Origin of the sequence: Paracoccus albicereus (assembly GCF_024359525.1) — a bacterium.
GTDB lineage: Bacteria > Pseudomonadota > Alphaproteobacteria > Rhodobacterales > Rhodobacteraceae > Paracoccus > Paracoccus albicereus.
The window spans coordinates 92,279-112,338 of record NZ_JAKZEU010000002.1 but is presented as its reverse complement, the minus strand read 5'-3'; the positions used below and the strand labels follow the sequence as shown (position 1 = coordinate 112,338).

The 20,060-nt window shown below is 63.4% G+C and carries 18 protein-coding genes and 1 tRNA gene; 13 read left to right on the top strand and 6 right to left on the bottom strand.

Translation table 11 applies throughout. The annotated features are described in order from the left end of the window. The first annotated feature begins 1 nt into the window (after window position 1). From MLD63_RS04070 to MLD63_RS04060, 3 genes are all read left to right on the top strand, one after another. Window positions 2–868, top strand: coding sequence for an MBL fold metallo-hydrolase (locus MLD63_RS04070; protein ID WP_255328606.1), 867 nt, complete (start codon window positions 2–4; stop codon window positions 866–868). 73 nt (window positions 869–941) lie between these two features. Next, window positions 942–1,016 (top strand) — tRNA-Asn (locus MLD63_RS04065). A gap of 98 nt (window positions 1,017–1,114) precedes the next feature. Beyond that, a complete protein-coding gene (locus MLD63_RS04060) occupies window positions 1,115–2,707 on the top strand; it encodes a gamma-glutamyltransferase family protein (protein ID WP_369696987.1) in 1,593 nt (530 codons plus the stop codon). Window positions 2,708–2,713: 6 nt separating this feature from the next. Here the strand turns inward: MLD63_RS04060 and MLD63_RS04055 are convergent, their stop codons facing one another. Genes MLD63_RS04055 through MLD63_RS04045 form a run of 3 tightly spaced genes read right to left on the bottom strand, consistent with a single transcriptional unit; the run spans window position 2,714 to window position 6,520 of the window. Further along, a complete protein-coding gene (locus MLD63_RS04055) occupies window positions 2,714–3,793 on the bottom strand; it encodes a GSCFA domain-containing protein (protein WP_255328605.1) in 1,080 nt (359 codons plus the stop codon). After that, window positions 3,790–4,608, bottom strand: coding sequence for a hypothetical protein (locus MLD63_RS04050; RefSeq protein ID WP_255328604.1), 819 nt, complete (start codon window positions 4,606–4,608; stop codon window positions 3,790–3,792). Before MLD63_RS04050 ends, MLD63_RS04055 begins: the two co-directional genes overlap by 4 nt. A gap of 4 nt (window positions 4,609–4,612) precedes the next feature. Beyond that, window positions 4,613–6,520 (bottom strand): cation:proton antiporter domain-containing protein, encoded by a 1,908-nt coding sequence (locus tag MLD63_RS04045; protein ID WP_255328603.1) that lies wholly within the window; start codon window positions 6,518–6,520, stop codon window positions 4,613–4,615. A gap of 165 nt (window positions 6,521–6,685) precedes the next feature. Between MLD63_RS04045 and MLD63_RS04040 the strand changes: the two genes are divergently transcribed. After that, on the top strand, window positions 6,686–7,081 hold the full coding sequence (locus MLD63_RS04040; protein WP_255328602.1) for a transporter substrate-binding domain-containing protein: 396 nt from the start codon (window positions 6,686–6,688) through the stop codon (window positions 7,079–7,081). Beyond that, a complete protein-coding gene (locus MLD63_RS04035; protein WP_255328601.1) occupies window positions 7,078–8,007 on the top strand; it encodes a cation efflux transmembrane domain-containing protein in 930 nt (309 codons plus the stop codon). The genes MLD63_RS04040 and MLD63_RS04035 overlap by 4 nt, the downstream gene beginning before the upstream one ends. On the opposite strand, the gene ligD is transcribed toward MLD63_RS04035, so the two are convergent. Together ligD and ku are read right to left on the bottom strand one after the other, a co-directional pair. Continuing rightward, entirely contained in the window at window positions 7,998–10,436 is a 2,439-nt protein-coding gene (gene ligD / locus MLD63_RS04030) for a DNA ligase D (RefSeq protein ID WP_255328600.1), read from the bottom strand. The two genes, MLD63_RS04035 and ligD, sit on opposite strands and share 10 nt — an antisense overlap. Beyond that, a complete protein-coding gene (gene ku / locus MLD63_RS04025; protein WP_255328599.1) occupies window positions 10,436–11,293 on the bottom strand; it encodes a non-homologous end joining protein Ku in 858 nt (285 codons plus the stop codon). Before ku ends, ligD begins: the two co-directional genes overlap by 1 nt. A gap of 178 nt (window positions 11,294–11,471) precedes the next feature. Here ku and MLD63_RS04020 point away from each other — a divergent pair, with 178 nt between their 5' ends. From MLD63_RS04020 to MLD63_RS03985, 8 genes are all read left to right on the top strand, one after another. Next, window positions 11,472–12,209 carry a Crp/Fnr family transcriptional regulator gene (locus MLD63_RS04020; protein ID WP_255328598.1) on the top strand — a complete coding sequence of 246 codons (738 nt, stop codon included), beginning with the start codon at window positions 11,472–11,474 and terminating at the stop codon, window positions 12,207–12,209. 198 nt (window positions 12,210–12,407) lie between these two features. Next, window positions 12,408–13,865, top strand: coding sequence for a glycosyltransferase family 2 protein (locus tag MLD63_RS04015; RefSeq protein WP_255328597.1), 1,458 nt, complete (start codon window positions 12,408–12,410; stop codon window positions 13,863–13,865). Further along, the gene (locus tag MLD63_RS04010; RefSeq protein WP_255328596.1) at window positions 13,862–14,851 is read left to right on the top strand and encodes a glycosyltransferase family 2 protein; all 990 of its coding nucleotides are present in this window, start codon (window positions 13,862–13,864) and stop codon (window positions 14,849–14,851) included. The genes MLD63_RS04015 and MLD63_RS04010 overlap by 4 nt, the downstream gene beginning before the upstream one ends. Beyond that, window positions 14,848–15,867 (top strand): glycosyltransferase family 4 protein, encoded by a 1,020-nt coding sequence (locus MLD63_RS04005; protein ID WP_255328595.1) that lies wholly within the window; start codon window positions 14,848–14,850, stop codon window positions 15,865–15,867. The genes MLD63_RS04010 and MLD63_RS04005 overlap by 4 nt, the downstream gene beginning before the upstream one ends. Continuing rightward, the gene (locus MLD63_RS04000; RefSeq protein WP_255328594.1) at window positions 15,864–16,961 is read left to right on the top strand and encodes an acyl-CoA dehydrogenase family protein; all 1,098 of its coding nucleotides are present in this window, start codon (window positions 15,864–15,866) and stop codon (window positions 16,959–16,961) included. The genes MLD63_RS04005 and MLD63_RS04000 overlap by 4 nt, the downstream gene beginning before the upstream one ends. Continuing rightward, window positions 16,961–17,665 carry a PIG-L deacetylase family protein gene (locus tag MLD63_RS03995; RefSeq protein WP_255328593.1) on the top strand — a complete coding sequence of 235 codons (705 nt, stop codon included), beginning with the start codon at window positions 16,961–16,963 and terminating at the stop codon, window positions 17,663–17,665. The genes MLD63_RS04000 and MLD63_RS03995 overlap by 1 nt, the downstream gene beginning before the upstream one ends. Beyond that, window positions 17,662–18,213 carry a class I SAM-dependent methyltransferase gene (locus MLD63_RS03990; protein ID WP_255328592.1) on the top strand — a complete coding sequence of 184 codons (552 nt, stop codon included), beginning with the start codon at window positions 17,662–17,664 and terminating at the stop codon, window positions 18,211–18,213. The genes MLD63_RS03995 and MLD63_RS03990 overlap by 4 nt, the downstream gene beginning before the upstream one ends. Continuing rightward, the gene (locus MLD63_RS03985) at window positions 18,210–19,130 is read left to right on the top strand and encodes a glycosyltransferase family 2 protein (protein ID WP_255328591.1); all 921 of its coding nucleotides are present in this window, start codon (window positions 18,210–18,212) and stop codon (window positions 19,128–19,130) included. The genes MLD63_RS03990 and MLD63_RS03985 overlap by 4 nt, the downstream gene beginning before the upstream one ends. Here the strand turns inward: MLD63_RS03985 and folD are convergent. Further along, window positions 19,127–20,020 carry a bifunctional methylenetetrahydrofolate dehydrogenase/methenyltetrahydrofolate cyclohydrolase FolD gene (gene folD / locus MLD63_RS03980; protein WP_255328590.1) on the bottom strand — a complete coding sequence of 298 codons (894 nt, stop codon included), beginning with the start codon at window positions 20,018–20,020 and terminating at the stop codon, window positions 19,127–19,129. The genes MLD63_RS03985 and folD overlap by 4 nt on opposite strands. Between the last annotated feature and the right edge of the window lie 40 nt (window positions 20,021–20,060).

Sequence of the window (20,060 nt, the reverse complement as noted above, 5' to 3'; positions counted from 1 at the left end):
GATGGCGATGGATACGGAAGCATTGCAGCGCATCTTGGCCCCGAACCCGTCACCACTGACCGGTCCGGGAACGACGACGTTTCTTCTGGGCCACGACCATGTCGCCGTGATTGATCCCGGACCCTCCATCGACAGCCACGTCGAGTCGATTCTGCAGGCAGGTGGCGGCCGGATCAGCCATATCCTTGTCACCCACGCGCACCGGGATCATTCCGGTGCGGTGCCGGCACTGCGGGAAGCGACAGGCGCGCCCGTGCTGGCCTTTGGCGACGCTCTGGCGGGACGGTCGGCCGTGATGCAGCAACTGGCCGCGAGCGGACTGGGTGGCGGTGGGGAGGGGATGGACCTGGACTTCACGCCGGATCATCGCATCGCCCACGGTCAGACGATCGAGACCCCGGACTGGCAGCTGAAGGCCCTGCACACGCCCGGTCATTCCGCAGGGCATCTCTGCTTTCAGTGGGGCGAGACGATGTTCTGCGGCGATCTGGTGATGGGCTGGGCGACGACCCTGATCTCACCGCCCGACGGCGACCTCGCCGACTTCCTGCGCAGCCTCGCCCTGCTTCAGGCGCTGGCGCCGACGCGCCTGCTGCCGACCCACGGCGATCCGATCGACACGCCCGCCGCGCGGCTGGCGGAGTTGGCCGCCCACCGGCGTCAACGCACCGCCGAGATCGTGGCGGCCCTGCGCGACGGACCTGCCCGCCCCGCGGAACTGGCGGCACGGATCTATCGCGAGCTGCCAGAGGCGATGTTGCCCGCCGCAACGCGCAATGTGTTGGCTCATCTGATCGCGCTTGCGAACCTTGGCGCGGTTGGTCATGACGGCCCGCTGTCGGCCGAAGCGCTCTTTTCGCTGGCCTGAGAGCCCCGGGCGAAATTTTCGTCCGAACCCCACTGGACGCCCCCGAAAGCCATTGCTATACGCCCCTCGGTGTTCCGGCGTAGCTCAGCGGTAGAGCAGTTGACTGTTAATCAATTGGTCGTAGGTTCGATCCCTACCGCCGGAGCCAATTTTCCCTAGATTCTGACGAAAGTGGCGCTAGTCGTATGCCGAACTGGGCGTGACGGCATACCTGCCGATGTCCATCCTTGTGCGAGGAGAGCTGACGTGAGCGTCCCCTTCGATTTCCAATCCGGTCGTCGGCCGCCGAATTATGCCAGCCGCGCGATGATCGCGACATCGCACGGGCTTTCGACGTCGGCTGGACTTGCGGTCCTGGCCGAAGGCGGCAATGCCGTCGATGCGGCGATCGCGGCCTCGGCCGTGCAGGCGGTGGTCGATCCGCAGATGACCGGGATCGGTGGCGACTGCTTCGTCCTCTATGCACCCAAAGGTGGTGCAGTGCGGGCGCTCAACGGGTCGGGGCGCGCGCCCGCCGCCGCCACGCCAGAGGCGCTGGCGGCTGCCGGCGTGACGGAACTGACCCAGACCAGCGTGCACTCCGTGACGATTCCGGGCGCCATCTCGGCCTGGTGCCTGCTGCATGCCGATTACTGTTCGCTGCCACTCGATCGTCTGTTCGCGCCCGCGATCGATTACGCCGAGAACGGATTTCCCCTTTCAACCCGCGTTGCCCGCGATTTCGCCGAAAGCGCCGAGATCCTGCGCGGCGACGAACACGCGACCGCCGTCTTCCTGCCCCAAGGCGATCCTTACCCCGGCCAGGTCCTGCGCCAGCCGCTTTTGGGCCGACGCCTGCGCGAGATCGCGTCGAACGGCGCAGCCGCCTTCTATAAGGGAGAGACGGCCGCATCGATGGCAGCTCATCTGCAATCGCTGGGTGGGCTTCACCGGGTCGAGGATTTCCACGAGGGCTTGACGACCGCACGTTGGGAAGAGCCGATCGCCGCCAGTTACCACGGTTACGAGGTTCTGGAATGCGGGCCCAACGGTCAGGGACTAGCAGCGCTGATGATGCTGCGTATTCTTGAAGGGTTTGACCTAGGACCCGCCCGTCCGCTTGCCGATCGCATCCATCTGCAGGCCGAAGCGACGAAGCTTGCCTACCACCATCGTGACGCGCTGATCGCGGATGCTGATCATTGCCGGGGCGTCGTCGACGAACTGCTGTCGGACCGCGTGATCGACAGCCTGCGCGCGCGCATCGACCCGCGCCGCGCCTCGGCGCCCACGCTGTGGACCGAGCCCGAGCATCGCGACACCGTCTATATGTGCGTTGTCGACCACGAGGGTAGCGCGATCTCCTTCATCAATTCGGTGTTCCATGGCTTCGGCTCGACCCGTCTGTGCCCGAAGACCGGTGTGCTGTTTCACAGCCGTGGCGCGTCGTTCCGGTTGCAGCCCGGCCATCCGAATTGCATCGGGCCAGGCAAGCGTCCGCTTCACACGATCATTCCCGGGATGCTGCGAAAGGATGGCCGCCTGATCATGCCTTTCGGCGTGATGGGCGGCCAGTATCAGGCCGCAGGACACGCCGCGTTAATGTCGGCGCTGATCGATCGCGGGCTCGACCCGCAGGCCGCCATCGATGAGCCACGCAGCTTCGCCTATGAGGGCGTCCTGCGCATCGAAGCAAGCCATCCGTCCGACGTCCTGGACGATCTGGCCGCACGAGGTCACAAGCTGGACGTCACACAAGACCCGATCGGCGGCGCGCAGGCGATCCGGATCGATTCCGACAACGGCGTTTTGATCGGCGGATCGGACAGCCGCAAGGATGGCGCCGCGTTGGGTTTTTAAGCCGCGCTATCGATTGTCAATCGCGGCTTCGTCGCAAAGCACATCCATCTTTTCCTGCATGTCGCGCAGATGCGCCTCAACCCGGTCAGCTTCGTCACTGGATGGCCGAGGTTCACGCGATGGGTCCGCACCTTCGGTAAAGTGCTTCAGAAACAGTCGCATGACGTGTTCGACACCGGCGGGCAGGACCTCGCGGCAGTCGGTATCGAAATAACGACCGCGGACGTGGGGCGCAGTTATGATGTCGAACGAAGGGAAGTAGACGCAGTTATCGAAGGCCTTCGTGCAACGCTCGGCTGCGACGCGCAGCACCGCCTTGGAATAGACGGTCGAAGTCAGGACGTGGCGGTCTTCGAACGTCGCGTTCAGTGGCACGGGCGATACGGTCAGGATGATCCGCAGATCGGGCCGCTTTTCACGAAGAAAGGTCAGCGCGTCCGCCATGTCTGCGTAGACCTCGTCGTCGTCGAAATTCTTGAACGCGACGGTCTCGGGGTCGTAGCTCCCGCCCGCGACGCCCGGCGCGATCGGAAAGACCGCGCCATCGCGTGTGTCGACCCAAGCCTCGGTCAGGCCCAGCGTGAAGACGAAGACATCCATCTCTTCGATGGCGCGGCGAATGGCCGCAAAGTGGCTTTCGCGGTCGGCCTCAAGCTCTGCGTCGCTCAGGTAGCCGCCAGGCTGGATCTGCGGTCGGAACGGGTCGACCACCCCCGCCACGTTGGACGATGGCCAGGAGAACGCTTGCGGCTGAAATGTCCCATAGGCGCGTTCGAACAGCTGTTTCAACTGCCGGGCGGTGTAGATGTTGCCGTAACGCGCCGCGAACATGCCATAATTGTGACGCGACGCGATCGGTTGGGCGATCAACGGATGGGCGCGTTCGGTGATGTGGTGATTGAAGCCGGAATTCGACATGAACCGCGCGACATGCTGCGCAAAGCAGCTGCCGGCGGTGACGATCCGGTCGTCCGGATCGATCTTGAACGGCGGCGGTGACACGGGATCGAGCCGCTCTGCCTCGAGAACGCCCGGCTCTTTCTTCCAGAATTGACGATCCGGCAGGCCGACATAGGGATGTTTCATTCGCTGCCCTCTGTCAGGCGGATGATCTTGCTTAGCATGATATCACCGTAGGCCGCGTTGCCATGCGTCGGGTCGCGACTGAAATAGGCAGGCCGCAAGAAGCCGTCCCCGTCGACGGACTCCGGGTCTACGGCAACGAACGTCGCGGTTTCTCGCTCTGCCAGTTCGCGCAAGATGTCACTCTGCATCCTGTACAGGGCGAGACGCAGCTCCCGCGGTGCAGGGCCCATCTCAAGCTTGTCCTTAAATGCACCCGGAAACCTTCTGACATGCTCGAAGTCGGAAATCGGTGGTGGCGGCTCCAAGATCATCTTCGTCGAGTCCGGACGCATGCTGAAGATTTTAGCGACAAGGTTTGCGGACATGCTGCTTTCGATCTGCTCGCGCATCATCGCGGACGGTATGAAGTGGCGTTTGGTCGGTGATGGGGGAATGGCGCCCGCGTCAACCGCACCAATCGCGAAGGGAACGGGATTTTCGATCAATCCAATCAGGTTGTGCACATTTCCGGCCAAACAGAGGCAGAGCGCATCCGGCGCGACGCGAGCGATCTCGGAAGCGATGGCAGCCGGAAGACCCTTGGGTGTGTCGACGGTCGCCTGAAGCTGCCGAAGGTTCAGGAAGCTGACTTGGCTCGGTTCGGGACGAGCGTCTGCAGCCGCTCGCAGACATTCGATATGGCTGTGACCGACGACCAGCACCCGCAGCGGGCGCCGTTTACCACCGACTTGTCCATGACCCGTCCGCTCCTTGGGTCGAAAGCGATTTGCGATCCGGCGCAGGCCTCGCGCTACCCGATGCTCGTCCAATGCCATCTTGTCACCCCTGATCGTACAGGCTGTTGCTGCCGGCGCGTGCGGGTCGACTGAACCCTGCCTCGTCGTCATCGTCCTGGCCCGTAATCTCTGCCATCTGCTGGCGCAGCAGCGGGTCCCATGCATCGCGCAATTCGCGGACCCGCGCAATGAACGCCTCATTCTCGAAGGGCGGAACGTCGATGTCGTAATAGTCCGCGACCTCGCGCAGCGATTTGCGGTCCATGTCCTCGAACGCCGCGGACATCTCGGTCGCTCTGGCGCGCGAGACGCCCAGAGCCTCGTAGGCAGAGCGTCCGATCCGCAGCGATGAATCGTAGGTTTCGCGAATGATGTCCCGGCACCCAAGCGCCCAAAGTTCGAACACATGCGTGCGGTCGAACGCGCGGGCGATGACGTGCACACCGGGATAGGTCTTTAGCACATAGGACACCAACTTGTTCGTTTGCGCCTGATCGTCGATCGCGACGACCAGAAGACGCGCGTGCTCGATCCCTGCGGAAACCAGCAGGTCCGGCCTCGTCGCATCCCCATAGTAGGTGCGAATGCCGAATTTCCCCAGAAGGTCGATCTGGCGCGAGGAATAATCGATGACGGTCGCGCGGTATCCCGCGACCTGCAACATCCGATCCACAACGCCACCCACACGCCCGCGCCCGGCGATGATGATGTCGCCCTCGTCCTCGATCGAATCGAAGGCACGTTCGGCACCGCGGGCGTAGCGCGGGGCGATGACCCGGTCGTACAGAATGAACAGGAACGGGGTCACCAGCATCGACATCGCGACGACCAGCAGCAGCAGGTCAGCCATCTCTTTCCCGATCGCACGCGCGCCCACCGCATAGGACAGAAGGACGAATCCGAACTCGCCTGCCTGAGCCAGCGACAGCGCGAAAAGCCAGCGGTCCTGACCGCGAATGCGGAACATGGCACCCAGCACGTAGAGGATCGCGAATTTCAATCCGACCAGAAGAGCCGTCCAGGCGATCACGGTGACAGCACTGCCCGCGAGCAGCGCGAAATTGATCCCTGCCCCCACCGTCATGAAGAACAGCCCGAGCAGCAGGCCCTTGAACGGATCGACGTCGGATTCGAGTTCGTGCCGATATTCGCTGTTGGCCAGCACCACGCCGGCGATGAACGTGCCAAGGGCGGGCGACAGTCCGACCAGCGTCATCAGCAGCGCGATGCCCACGACGAAGAGAAGTGCGGTCGCGGTGAAAAGCTCGCGCAGCCCGGCCATCGCGATGAAGCGAAAGACGGGACGCGTCAGATAGTTGCCGGCCAGCGCGATCGAGGCGACCGCGGCCAGCGTGACCAGCACCGTCTGCCATGTCGTCAGACCGTCGACGAGGCTGATACCGTGGCTCTCAGCATCGGCCCCTGCGCCGACCGCCCCGCTCACCGCCAGCAGGGGCATGATCGCCAGCATGGGGATCACCGCGATGTCCTGAAAAAGCAGCACGGAAAAACCTGAACTGCCGCCGTCGGTCTTCATCAGACCCTTCTCGGTCAAAGTCTGAAGGATGATTGCCGTCGAAGACACGGCCAGGATCATCCCCATGGCCACGCCGGTCTGCCAGGCATTGCCTGCGATCAGCGCGACACCGGCGAAGGCAGCCGTCGTCAGCACCACCTGGCCCCCGCCAAGACCCAGCAGACGCCCGCGCATCGCCCATAGCTTCTTGGGCTCAAGCTCCAGCCCGACCAGGAACAGCATCATGACGACGCCGAATTCGGCGAAATGCTGCAGTGAGACGACATCGACATGGAGCAGTCGAAGCAAGGGGCTGATCGCCATCCCGGCAAGCAGATAGCCCAGAACCGAGCCAAGACCGAAGCGGCTGGCCAGCGGCACGGCGATGACGCCTGCCAACAGAAAGATGAAGGAAAGAAGCAGGAAGCCGGCCATCGTCAAACTGGTAGGATCATCGAGCGCTTCTCGCAACTCCGAAGCTGCCTGGACGATGCATGAGCCAATGCCCGTGCAACCCGCTGCGCCGCCAATGCGTTGACGGGCATCAGAAAAGGAGTGGCCGATCCCATGAAGATCGTCCGGACAATCGCTGTTCTCGTCTTGGCGCTGACGATCGCAGCCTGCCGTTTTCCCGCAGACCCGGAGGGCACGACCGACGAAGTCGAAGGTGCGGTGCTGAAAGTCGGAGAACTGAGCGAACTGGGGGAGGCGGACCAGCAGGCTGTCGCATTGGTCGCCTATAACCTTTCGGCCGAAGTGCGGATATCACGGGGCGACCCGCATACGCTCTTCAATGCGCTGGAGGAGGGACGGCTTCACCTCATCGCCGGTGCGCTTCCGATGGATACCCCCTTTGCCAAGGATGTCGCGCTCACCCGTCCAGTCGGGAAGCTTGAGCGCGACGGTGATCAAGTGGACCAGGTCCTGGCCGTCCGCCAGGGCGAGAACGCCTTCCTGATCCGGGTCGACCGCGCCATCAAGGGAATGCAGCCGTGAAGGATATACCGGCCGAAATCCACGATACGCTTTCGCGCGCCGAGCGGCTCGAATGGTGGAGCATCGGCTTCCTGATCAGCATCATCGCCGTGATGTATTTCGTCATGGGATCCAGCCAGGCGATGAAGACCGCGTGGATCGAAGACACATTGAGCCTGATCCCACCCATCGTCTTCCTGATCAGCCGCAAGGTCGAGACGATGGCGCCAAGCCGCGCCTATCCGTTCGGCTTCCATCGCGCAGGCTCGTTGGGGTTCTTCCTGTCGGCGGCAGCGCTGGCCGGAATGGGTGCCTTCCTCATCTACGATTCCATCCACTCGCTGATCCTGCGCGAGCATCCGACCATCGGGAACGTCGAGGTGCTGGGCTTCGACGTCTGGCTTGGCTGGCTGATGATCGCTGGGCTGGCTTATTCCGTGGTTCCGCCGGTGATCCTGGGGCGGAAGAAACTGCCGCTGGCGAAGAAGTCGATGGACAAGATCCTTCATACCGATGCGCAGATGAACGCAGCAGACTGGAAGACCGGGCTTGCCGCGATCGTCGGGATCGTGGGGATCGGCTTCGGTTTCTGGTGGGCGGACGCCGCTGCGGCGGGGTTCATCGCGATCGATATCCTGCGAGACGGTCTGCGATCGATGCGGATATCGGTCGCGGAACTGCTGGACGGCGCGCCGCGACAGTTGGACAGCGCCGATGTGCATCCGCTTGTGGACCGCGTCGTCGACAACCTTGGGCCCGACCATCCCGGCATGGCGGTCAAGCTTCGCGAAACCGGGCGGTTCGTGCGCGCGAGCATCGAGGATGATCCGGGTCGGACCTTAACGTTGGAAAAGGCCGAAGCCATCGGGGCAGAAGAGGATGCGTGGCGTCTGATCGCCGTCAATCGCGCGCTGAAGGATCCGGACCGCGAACGAAATCAGTCATGATCGTTCAGCGCCGCGAAGGCTCGCTCCAATGCCTCGGTAACGCTGGCTCCAAGGGTTTGTGGTGCGGGCCGATCCACGCCCTGCCAGCCGTGTTCAAGCGCCTGTTTCGTCGAGGTCGCGTTCGCCTTTCGCACACCCCCCAGCGCATCCCAGGCGATCGGCATCGCCACCCCCGCACCCGGCCGTGCGCGCAGGGAAAACGGCGCAATCGCGGTCGAGCCGCGCTCGTTGCGCAACCAGTCGATAAAGATCTTGTTCTTGCGTTTGGCCTTCGACATTTCGGACAGAAACCGCATCGGTTCGGCCTCGGCAATCAGCGAGGCGACGCCCCGGCAGAACAGCTTCGCCGTGTCCCATCCCACGGTGCGGCGCAGCGGGACGACGACGTGGATGCCCTTGCCGCCCGACAGCATCGCCCAGCTTTCCAGTCCCAGATCGGCCAGCCGATCGCGTAGATCGAAGGCCGCGGACTTCACCTCGGCGAACTTGAGCCCCTCGTCGGGATCGAGGTCGAAGACCAGCCGGTCAGGCCGGTCGAGCCGATCACGCCGCGCGCCCCAGATATGGAACTCGATCGTGCCCATCTGCACTGCTCCAACCAGACCCGCCGCGTCTGTGACGTAGGCGTAGGGCTCGGCGTCGCCGTCCTTTTCGGTGATCTCGACGATCTTCAGCGCATCGGGAAAGCCCTTGCCAGGGTGTTTCTGGAAGAACCTCTCCCCCTCCAGCCCCTCAGGCAGTCGCAGCAGCGACAACGGCCGATCCGCCGTTTCTTCCAGCATCGCGGGCGCGATGGCCTCATAATACCGCGCGACGTCGCCCTTGGTCAGTTTTGACTTGTCGAAGATGACCCGATCCGCGCTGCTGACCGCGATCCCCGCGATCTTTTCTGCGTCATCTGACATGGCCACCTCTCTTTCGACGCGCACCTCGCGCGCGGGCTTGTCCTCGCGCAGGTCCAGAAACACCGCATGACGCAGCCGACCTTGCGCGGTGATTTCAGCATAGTCGATCTCCGCCACCAGCGAAGGCGACAACCACCGAACACCCGCCGTCTCTGATGCGGGGGCCTCCACTGTGGCACTTTTGCGCGCCAGAGGCTTCATCCGCGTTGCGATCTCGTCCATCTTGGCTTCGTCGAAACCCGTCCCGACCTTGCCGACATAGGTCAGCTTGTCGCCTTCATGCGCCGCCAGCGCGAGCGAGGCAAAGGGACGCGCGCGGCTGGAACTGGGTTGCCAGCCGACAATGACGAACTCGGCCCGCCGGCGACACTTGATCTTCAGCCAGTCCTTGCCGCGACCCGTACGATAGTGGCCGTCGCGTCGCTTGGCGATCAGCCCTTCCCCGCCTGACTCGCAGACCATGCCGAAGGTCTCTGCCGGATCGCCCTCGATCACCGGCGACACTTGCAGGGCGCCCATCGGAGGGACAGGCTTCATCAGTTTTTCAAGCGCCTTGCGGCGTTCGGTCAGCGGCTTGTCCGTGAGATCAGTCCCAGCGAGCGAGAGCAGGTCGAAGGCTACGAACGAAAACGGTCCGCCCGCCTTGATCGCGTCCTGCAGCGCGCTGAATCCCTGCATTCCTGCGCCTGCCACGATCTCACCGTCGATCAGCGCGGCATCGCACGACACATCCTCGAAGGCCGGGACCAGAGAGGAAAACTTGTCGGTCCAGTCCAATCCGCTGCGGGTATAGACCCGCGGTCCACCTTTGCCCAAGGCGACCATCGCGCGATATCCGTCCAGCTTCAATTCGTGCCAGTAGGCACCGGGATCGGCCAGATCCTCGACCAGCGTGGCAAGCTGCGGCTTGGCAAGACGGGGCAACTTGCCGGTGAGAGCGGGTGTTTTCGGCGCCGCCTCGGACTTGATCTCGGCGAAGGTGCGCCCGGTAGAGACGCTGCGCTTGTAGCGAGCGACCGGATCGCGCTGACCCGCTGCCTCATCGTCGCCCTTGATCATCAGCCAGTTTTGACGTTTGTCGTCGCCTGACTTGCGACCTTTCATCAGGATAAGGTTCCAGTCGCCGGTCATGCGCCGGCCGTGCAGACGCAGGTGCAGGTGCCCCTTCTTGAGCCCGCGCGCGACCGGGTCGAGCGGCTGCCACCAGCCGATATCCCACAACATCACGGTGCCGGCACCGTAGTTGCCCTCAGGAATTTCGCCCTCGAAACCCAAGTAAGACAACGGGTGATCCTCGGTCCTGACGGCCAGACGCTTCTCGGACGGATCGAAGGACGGGCCCCGCGTGATCGCCCAGCTCAGCAGGACGCCTTCCCATTCCAAACGCAGATCCCAGTGAAGACGGGTCGCGCGGTGGTTCTGGATCGAATAGCGCAAGCCAACGCCCGAGGGATGTCCCGCCTCGGACGGTTCGGGCGTCTGTCCGAAATCGCGCTTGTCGAGATAGGTGCCAAGCTCCGCCATCAGGCCGACTTGGACTTGGTCCGGCTACGCGCGGGCTTCTTGGCGGCAGAGCTTGTCTTCTTGCCGGTATCCTTCTTCAGGCTTTCCTTCAGGGCCGACATCAGATCGACGACGTTTTCACCCTTCGGTCGCTCATCATCACCGCCGGCCTTGGCGCGAGGGGTCTTGCGGTTCTTTCGCTTGGCCTCGATCAGGTCACGCAGCGCTGCATCATAGTGGTTCTCAAAGGCGCTCGCGTCGAAAGGCGCGGTCTTCTTCTTGATCAGCTGGGTCGCGACCTCCAGCAGTTCCTTGTCCGTCTTGGCATCCTCGATCCCCGAAAACATCGGATCGGCCTCGCGGATTTCGCTTTCGTAGCGCAGCGTTTCCAGAAGCAGACCGTCGCCGCAGGGTCGGATCGCACACAGATACTCACGCCCGCGCATGGCCAATTGCCCGAGCCCTGCCTTCTTTTCGGACCGGAGCGCATCGCGCACGACGCGATAAGCATCCTCTGCCAACTCGTCGGTCGGAACGACGTAATACGGTTTGTCGAAGTAAAGTGGCGCGATCTCGGACTGATCGACAAACTGGACCAGTTCCAGCGTCTTTTTCGTCTCCAGCTTGATCGCGTCGATCTCGTCGGGATCCAGCAACAGGTATTCCCCGTCGCCGGTCTCGTAGCCCTTCAGGATCTCGGCGCTCTTCACAGGTCCAATTCCTGGCACGACCTTCTCGTAGCGAACCGGCTTACCAGACGGTTCGTGGATCTGACGAAAGCCGATCCGCGCGCTTGTCTTGGTGGCTGAATGAAGCTCGACTGGGATCGCCACCAGCGAAAGCCGAAGCTGACCCTTCCAGACCGCACGTGATGCCATGACGTCGCTCCCGAAAAACACCCAACGAGCGGCACCGCTGTTTGGTTCACAGGAATTCCGTCCACAATTCATTCATTTAAGCCAACATTTGTTAGGCCGGCCAAAGTGCGTGGAGCGGGAACATCCGGCCCCCTTCTGCATTGTTGCCGCGTAAGCCTCATCGCAGCGGAGCCCGCTTTTGTCCGGCCAACCATCCTGTCTTGTCCAGAACCTGTCGCACTACATCGATCTGACCGATCACGATCGAGAGTTGCTGGCGACCTTGGAGCGTTCGCCCAGAGACTATTCGGAAGCGACAGAGATCCATTCCGGTGGTGATCGCAACCGCGACCTTTACGTCGTCAAGCAAGGCTGGCTGTTCAGCTATACCGATCTTCCGGACGGACGGCGTCAGATCGTCAAGATCCATCATCCAGGCGACGTCATCGGTTTCCCGGATATCGCCATGAAACACATGACGACCAACCTGCGCTCGGTCGAGCCGGTCACCCTTTGCCCGTTCCCGAAAAGCGCGCTTGAAACGATCTTTACCTCATCGCCGCGGCTGTCGGCGTTGATGCTGTCCATCGCTTTACGCGATCAGGTCGTCTTCATCGATCTTCTGCGCGTGATGGGCCGGATGAGCGCGATGGAGCGGGTCAGCCACTTCGTGCTCGACCTGCTCGCGCGGCTCAGGATCACTAACAAGGACATGACGGACACGTTCCGTCTGCCGCTGAATCAAAGCCAGATCGCGGATTATCTGGGGCTGACCAACGTCTACATCAGCAAGACATTCAAGCGTCTGCAGGATGACGGAATGCTGTCGCGCGACGGTCAACAGATCACCCTGACCAGAGAGGAGGAGCTGAAGGAACTTGTCGATTTTGAGGATCGCTACATCGAAATGGACACCTCCTGGTTCCCCGGCGGCTGAAATCCGCCGCTTCAATACAGATTAAAGACGGGGGGTCCACGTCGTTTAAGGTGACCATAACTTTCGCGCCCGCTGGGTGGCGCGCGGAGCGGCGGCCCGAGCGGGGCAAGGCTGCTCATCCAGACCTCGTTGCGCCTCGCCGGGTCTGTTCAACTTAGAACGCGGGCGCCCTTTTTTGTGACACCTTGGGGGTGGACGATGCCGACATGGATCATGGTCGGGACAGCCGTCTTGGCGCTTGTCCTTTATTTGCCCTGGCTGGCAGTCGGTCTTTGCGTCGTGGCGTTGGCGCTGCAGATCGCGGTCATTGCCGCGCGCGTCGTCAGCGGGGTCTTGCGGCCCTGCGCGGACCAGACTTCCGGTCGAGGCGCTTCCGGCGCGCCTCAGGTGTTTTCGGTCCACGTTGCGACCCATGAAGAGCCGCCGGAACTTGTCATCGCAACACTTCGTTCGCTGGCTGCGCAGACGTGGCCGCAGGATTGTTACGAGGTGATCGTCATCGATAACAACACTGCGGATCCCGCCTTGTGGCGTCCGGTCGAGCGTGCCTGCGCTACGATGGGCCCGCAGTTTCGGTTCATGCATCGCATGGGTGTCAAAGGGGCCAAAGCCGGTGCGCTGACCATCGCCCTTGCCGAACGCCGCCACGACACGACCCATATCGTCACCGTCGATGCGGACTACGTCTGCACGCCCCATTTCCTGTCGTCAGCGGCCGACGCGCTGACCCGAACCGGTGCCGATTACGTGCAGTTTCCGCAGGCTTATCGCGGCGCTGCCTCGCTTGCCGGGGGCATCGGTACCGAGCTGGAGGAATATTTTCGTACCCACGCCACCGTCGCCGATGGTGCGGAGGCGGTTCTTCTGACCGGCACGCTATCGGTCGTCTCGGTCGAGGCATTGCACGGCGCAGGCGGCTGGTCCGCACGCACGATCACCGAAGATGCAGAGTTGGGGGTCAGGCTGTGCCACGGGGCCTATGTCGGTCGCTACGTGGCAGAGGTCGTCGGCAAGGGTCTGTTGCCGCTTTCCCTGGGTGATCTGCAGCAACAGCGCTACCGCTGGACGCGCGGGAACCTCCAGGCCCTTTGGCAGCACGCAGCGTTGCTAATTGCCCCTGGCGCTGGTCTGTCGCTGCGTCAGCGCGCCGCGATCCTGACGCAGCTGACCGCATGGCTGAACCTGTCGATGCTGCCGGGACTGGCGCTGGTTCTTGCGCTGCTCACGAACCGTGCCCCTGATAGCCTGGTGTGGATCGCCGCGGCGTCGGTCATTCTGGGTCTCTGCGACATTTTGTTGCGTCTCAGCCTTCGGGGCTGGCGCGACAGCACCCGTCCCCGGCCGCTCCTGGCCGCGATCTGCAACAGGCTGGCGTTGACCCCTGTCGCAGCGCGGGCAAGCCTCGACGCGCTGACGGGACGCAAGGCGACGTTCCGCGTGACCGACAAGTCGGGCAACGGCCCGCGTACCGCCGATCTTCCGCTGGCGCAGGCCGCGCTGTTCGCGATCGCGCTAATCGCGGTGATCCCGGCTGCCGCGTCAGGCCCGATGGCCATGGCGGCGATTTTCACACTGATGCTGCCGCTGCCAGCAGCTCTGGTAACCGCGAGGACGTTGAAGCGTTATCGCGCTGCGGTTCAGGAAGGACAGAGATGACACCCGATTATCAGGACGATCCGGTCGCGCCATTGGTCGACATCATCATTCCGACCCACAACCGCGCGCATCTGATACCGATCGCTGTCCGGGCGGCGCTGGACCAGTCGTGGTGGAATTGCCGCGTGACCGTTATCGACGATGCGGGAAGCGACAGAACCGAAGAGACGCTGCGGCCGTTCTTTGAGCGACCAAACTTCAACTATATCCGCCTGGCCAAAAATCTTGGCACCGCCAACGCCAAGAACGCGGGCTTGCTGCTGACCGGTGGCGCCGCAGTCACCTTCCATGATTCCGACGACATTCCCCATCGCGACAAGCTTTTGCATCAGGTGCGGGTGCTGTGCGCGCGGGACATCCACGCCGATCCGTGTCTGAACTGGGCCCCGACCGGTCACCGGCCGGGGCAGCGCCTCGACGTCGGCGCTGCCTTGGTCCATCACGAGTTGATCCTGCCGGACGGACGCAGGGTCGAAATCCGGCGTGATCAGTCGCTGTTCGACGACGTCTTTCCCAACACGCAGATGGGCACGCAGGTGCCGGGCGAGTGGACGCACATCAATTCTGGCCTGTTCCGCCACGCCACGTTGGCCCGGAACGGTGGTTTCGAAAATTGCATCGAGGAGGACCGCGAATTCCGCAATCGCCTGATCCTGAATGGCGAAATCGTCTGGATCGTGCCTGAATTGCTGCTCACCAAGATCGAGACACCAGACAGCCTGACGCAATCGAAGACCACGGATTACGACAGCGAGCGTCGCAGGGCCGACCGCTTGCTGGTGTGGGAGCGGGTCGCGGAATGGCGCCGCACCGGCCGCGTCCGGCCGGTCGAGATTGACCTTCCGGACCTGAAGCTGGAAAGGGTCAGCAATCCGGCGCTGCTTTGTGCGCGGAATCTGCCGATGACCGCAGGGACTCGCGTCGCGGTCGAGGCGATCCTTGGTCAATGGCAGAAAGGTCGCAGCGCAAGCGAGGCCGCGGCGTGAAGGATCTCGCGATCATCGACCCATGCTGCGCCAAAGGCTATGCGCCCGCAGACCTGAAGGCGGGGGTGCTGGGGGGGACCGAGGCGACCGTCCTTCGCGTCACACAGGCCCTTTCGAGCGACTTGCAGATCATCCACTTCCAGAAGGGTCGCGATGGATCGCAGGACAGCTTCGCAGGACGTCTTTGCCCGTTGGATTCCCTTCCCGATGACCCTCCCGCGGAAATGGCGGTCGTGCTCAACTCCTGGAAGCTTGCCTGCAAGCTGCGCAAGTCCTGGCCTGAGACGCCCGTGACGTTATGGCTTCATATCCACCCGGGCAAGCATAACCGCAAGATGGGAGAGGCGCTGAGCCAGGCCGGGGTCGAGGTGATCTGCGTCTCGCAAAGTCATGCCGATACGCTGGCGGCCTTTCTTCCGGGCGGCCCCCGGCCGCGCATCCATGTGGCCTACAATCCCATCGACGAAACGCTCGCACCCGACGAGACAGTGCGGGACCAGAACCAGCTTTTGTTCGCAAGCGCCCCGCACAAGGGGTTGCGGCAGGTCTTTGCGCAGTTCGCCGCACTGCGCGAATTGATGCCCGATCTGCGTCTTTCGGTCGCGGATCCAGGATATCTTGCCTGGGACACCGGCCCCGTCCCCAAGGGCGCGCAGCTGCTGGGACCCCTGCCCCATGACAGGTTGATCGCGCGGATGAGACACTCTCTCTGTCTCTTCTATCCGCAGGACAGCTTCGCCGAGACCTTCGGCCTCGTCCTGGCTGAAGCCAATGCCGTCGGAACGCCCGTCCTCGTGCAACGCGGCTTGGGCGCGAATGATGAAGTGGTCACCGATCCCGATCAGCGCCTGGACGGATTCGATGCAGCGCGGGTGGCCCAGCGTCTGCGAAACTGGCAGGCTTGGCCACCGCATGTCGTGGCGAACCCGTCTTTCCGCCTCTCCACGGTTGCGACGCGCTGGCGCACGCTGATCAATGCGATGGTGACGCCGGCCACCCAGGGAATGAATGCATGATGGATCACCTTCCGCCGCTCCGCCCTATCGGCGGCGATATCGCTTCGACCACCGCCGGCTTCGACGCGGCGCTGCGCCGGCTTGAACAGGCTGCCCCGGCCGAGGATCGCGATCAGGCTGACATCGCAGGATCGGTCGATGTCCTTCGTCAGGCAGGACTGCTCAGCGATGATGGCAGTGCCGATCCCGCCCTGACCGCGCGCCGGCTGATGCGGGTCGCTGGGGCGAACCTTTCCGTGGCCCGGCTGTGGGAAGGTCACGTCAATGCACGGCAGCTGGTCACGCTGTATGCTGACGACGGTTTGCGAAACAGGGTCGAACGCTTCGTCGCGCAGGGCGGGTTTCTCGGCGTCTGGGGTGCAGACGGCGAGGTCCCCGTCACGCTGGACAAGGACGGCAGGACGCTGAGGGGCGGTAAGATCTTCGCCTCAGGGCTGGGCGCGGTGAGCCATGCCGTGGTCACGGTCGATTCCGGTCCTGAAGTCCGGTTGGCCCTTGTCGATGTCACCGATCCGTCCCGCGCCGACGCGGGACGCTGGCAGATGAGCGGTATGCGCGCCACGCGGTCGGGAAGCTACGACATGAACGGCATCGAACCCGTCGGCTGGATCGGCGGCGCAGCTGATTACGTGATCGAGCCGTATTTTCACGGTGGGGTCTGGCGTATCGCAGCACTGCAACTGGGCGGTGCTATCGGTCTCGTGGAAGCAGCGGCCACCACGCTCCGCGACCGCGGGCGGCTTGATGCGGAGGCGCAGAAGCTCCGCCTGACAGACATCCTGATCCGGGCGGCCGCCGCGGCACCCTTGATCGCGAAAGCCGCGCGACAGGCGACGGCTGCATGCGACCAGCCTGATCGGGCCGTCGCTTTGTCGTTGTCGGCGCGATTGCTGACTGAAGCGATCGGCCTCGATGCGATCCGCGCCGTGGAGCAAGGTGTGGGGATGGGGCATTTCGCCGACGGGTCAATCACCGGTCGAAAGGCGCGCGATCTTGCCGTCTATATGCGGCAGGCCGCACGGGACGCGTTCATGATGCGCGTCGCCGACCACGCGCTTCAAAGCTCGGAATCGATCTGGGGGCTGCTGGAATGATGCCCGGGGGCGTCGTCGTGGATCCCGCTTGGCTGACGGGCTGGGCACCCATCATGGTGCTGGCACCGCATCCTGATGATGAAAGTCTGGGCTGCGGCGGGCTGCTGGCCTATGCTTTTCGCAATCACGGTGCGCGCGTCGTGTGCATGACCGATGGCAGCGCATCCCATCCCAATTCGCAACAATGGCCACCCGCTCGCCTGGCCGAAGCGCGACGGAATGAGATGCGGAATGCGGTCGCCGAACTGGGTGGAAGTGCAGACGATCTGAATTTTCTCGACCATCCGGACGGTTGGCTGGGCGCCAGCGATCGCGACGCCGTAGCGGAAGCCTTGGTCGCAGAATGCGCCGCCAGCCATGTCCGGCGTGTGTTCGTAACAAGTGCGGAAGATCACCACGAAGATCACCGCGCAACCGCCGACATCGGAGCGCGCATGTCCCGTCTTGCGCCCGACCTGCAAATCTTCGCCTATCCTGTCTGGAGCCGGTGGGACGACCCCGATTTCGACCGCAGGCTTCCGGAAAAGCAGGCGGTCTTTCTGCCCATCGGCGATGCGCGCGCCGCAAAGCTTGCCGCCATCGAGGCTCATGCAAGTCAGCGAGGCCGCCTTGTCGAGGACGACCCGAGCGGATTTGCGATGACAGACGACTTCGTCACCGCTTTCGTGGACAATGCCGAGATCTTCTGGAAGGTCGCCGAATGAGCGTGCCTCTGACCGAACTGCAACGTCTTTACGCCGGAACCGACGACCCGTGGGATTTCGACGGCGTCTATGAACAGGCGAAGTTTGCCGCAACGGCCGACGCCCTCTCGCGCGACGCATATGATGCCGGGTTCGAGATCGGTTGCGGCAACGGTGCGCTGGCACAGCATCTGGCGCCGCGATGCGGGCGGTATGTCGGCATGGATGCCGTCGAACGCGCGATCGAGGCAGCGCGACGACGCGTTCCCGAAGCCAGCTTCATCCGCGACCTGTATCCTTGCCCGCTGCCGAATGAAGAGTTCGATCTCATCGTCCTGTCAGAATTCCTGTATTTCCTCGGTGCCGAAACGATCCGTGATCTTGCCGCAGATATCGAAGGGCGATGGCCGACGGCAGAACTGATCCTCGTTACCTATCTAGGGGACACGGCGCATTCGCTGCAGGGCGAAGAGACACTGGCGATCTTCACCGACGCAGCCACCGGGCATCGCTTCGAACCGGTCCGCCAGGAGACACGCTATCGCATCGATCGGGGTTTGCCGAAATGAATGATCCCATCGCAGCGATTGTCATTCCCGCGCGAAACGAGGAAGCGCGGATCGGCGCCTGCCTTGCCGCGATCGCGCCGCAGGCGAAGGACATTCTGACCGTTCTCGTCGTCAATGGTACCAATGACGGCACTATCGCTGCCGCAAGACGCACGGCCACGGAAAGCGGGTTGCGCCTTGACATCATCGATCGCGGCGCAATCACTGCGGGGGGCGTCGGTTCGGCGCGGACGATCGGTTGCAACCACGCCCTAACCAAGCACCTGTCGATCAAGGCCATCCTGACCACGGACGCCGATTGCATCGTGGCCCAGGACTGGGTCGCAAACACGCTCGCCCATCTGTCGCACCATGATGCCGTCTGCGGACGCGTCGAGGCGATGCCAGAGGAATCGTCGATCCTGTCGGGCATGGATCCCGGACCGGCAACTCTTGAGGGTCGCTACCGCGAGTTGGTGCTTGCCTTCTATCGGCGACATGCACCGGAAGCCGCCAATCCGGACGTTCATCACGGAGAGGCTGCTGGGGCGAGCCTCGCGCTGACAAGGACGGCCTATGACCGCACCGGCGGCTTTCGCGCGCTGACGACCGGCGAGGATACCGATCTGGTGCGGCGGATGAAGAAGGCGGGACTGTCGGTCCGGCATGCGCCCGACGTCGTTGCCCACGCGTCCTGCAGGCTCGACGGTCGCGCGCGCGGCGGCATGGCCGAGGCGCTGCGACTGCGGCTGGAGGGCACGGATTACAGGATCGGGGACGGCATGCCCGAAGCCGATTGGCTGATCGCGCGGGCAGAGGCGGGCAGGCTTGGTTTCTGGCCGCCCCATGTGCCGGTCAGCCGCCGCATGCGAGCACGCGATCTGGCACCGCAGATCGCGCGGCTGGAGACGCACCTGGCGAGGCTTTTCGCGGCCTAGGCCGTCAGCCCCTCTGGTTCGGGAAAGCCATTCGCGCGGCAGCAGGCGGTCAGGGTGTTGGCCAGTAGGCAGGCGATCGTCATCGGACCCACGCCCCCCGGCACCGGCGTGATCGCGCCCGCGATGGCGGCACAGGTGTCGAAATCGCAATCGCCGACCAGACGTGTCGTTCCGGTGTCGTCGACAATGCGGTTGATCCCGACATCGATGACCGTGGCGCCCGGCTTGATCCAGTCGCCCGGCACCATCTGGGGTCGACCGACCGCCGCGACAACGATATCGGCGCGGCGCACGACATCGGCCAGATCCTTCGTGCGGCTGTGCGCAATCGTGACCGTACAGCTGTCACCCAACAGAAGCTGCGCCATCGGCTTGCCGACGATGTTCGACCGTCCGATGACCACCGCATCCATGCCCGACAGCGAACCGTGATGGGCGCGCAGCATCATCAGGCAACCCAGCGGCGTGCAGGGCACCATGCTTTTCTGCCCGGTCCCCAGCAGACCCACGTTCGAGATGTGAAAACCATCAACATCCTTCTCGGGCGCGATGGTGTTGATCACCAGATCCTCGTCGAGATGGTTCGGCAGCGGCAATTGGACAAGAATGCCATGCACCGCCGGATCGTCGTTCAACCGACGGATCAGCGCCAGAAGGTCCTCTTCTGACGCATCGGGGTCTAGCTTGTGCTCGAAGCTTTGCATCCCGGCTTCGACCGTCTGCTTGCCCTTCGAACGAACATAGATCTGGCTTGCCGGGTCCTCGCCGACCAGCACGACGGCAAGGCCCGGGGTAATCCCCTGATCACGCTTCAACGTTTCGACCTGCTTTGCGATCCGCGCCCGCAGCTCTGCCGCAATCGCCTTGCCGTCGATGATCGTCGCGCTCATGCCGTTCCTCGTCCGTTGATCTGCGAGCGGATGATTAAGC

Excerpts from the sequence above, each read along its gene's own strand:
- MLD63_RS04070 (WP_255328606.1), top strand. The coding sequence starts at position 2 with ATGGCGATGGATACGGAAGCATTGCAGCGCATCTTGGCCCCGAACCCG.
- MLD63_RS04055 (WP_255328605.1), bottom strand. The coding sequence starts at position 3,793 with ATGAAACATCCCTATGTCGGCCTGCCGGATCGTCAATTCTGGAAGAAA.
- MLD63_RS04050 (WP_255328604.1), bottom strand. The coding sequence starts at position 4,608 with ATGGCATTGGACGAGCATCGGGTAGCGCGAGGCCTGCGCCGGATCGCA.
- MLD63_RS04045 (WP_255328603.1), bottom strand. The coding sequence starts at position 6,520 with ATGGCCGGCTTCCTGCTTCTTTCCTTCATCTTTCTGTTGGCAGGCGTC.
- ligD (WP_255328600.1), bottom strand. The coding sequence starts at position 10,436 with ATGGCGGAGCTTGGCACCTATCTCGACAAGCGCGATTTCGGACAGACG.
- ku (WP_255328599.1), bottom strand. The coding sequence starts at position 11,293 with ATGGCATCACGTGCGGTCTGGAAGGGTCAGCTTCGGCTTTCGCTGGTG.
- MLD63_RS04015 (WP_255328597.1), top strand. The coding sequence starts at position 12,408 with ATGCCGACATGGATCATGGTCGGGACAGCCGTCTTGGCGCTTGTCCTT.
- MLD63_RS04010 (WP_255328596.1), top strand. The coding sequence starts at position 13,862 with ATGACACCCGATTATCAGGACGATCCGGTCGCGCCATTGGTCGACATC.
- MLD63_RS04000 (WP_255328594.1), top strand. The coding sequence starts at position 15,864 with ATGATGGATCACCTTCCGCCGCTCCGCCCTATCGGCGGCGATATCGCT.
- MLD63_RS03995 (WP_255328593.1), top strand. The coding sequence starts at position 16,961 with ATGCCCGGGGGCGTCGTCGTGGATCCCGCTTGGCTGACGGGCTGGGCA.
- MLD63_RS03990 (WP_255328592.1), top strand. The coding sequence starts at position 17,662 with ATGAGCGTGCCTCTGACCGAACTGCAACGTCTTTACGCCGGAACCGAC.
- MLD63_RS03985 (WP_255328591.1), top strand. The coding sequence starts at position 18,210 with ATGAATGATCCCATCGCAGCGATTGTCATTCCCGCGCGAAACGAGGAA.
- folD (WP_255328590.1), bottom strand. The coding sequence starts at position 20,020 with ATGAGCGCGACGATCATCGACGGCAAGGCGATTGCGGCAGAGCTGCGG.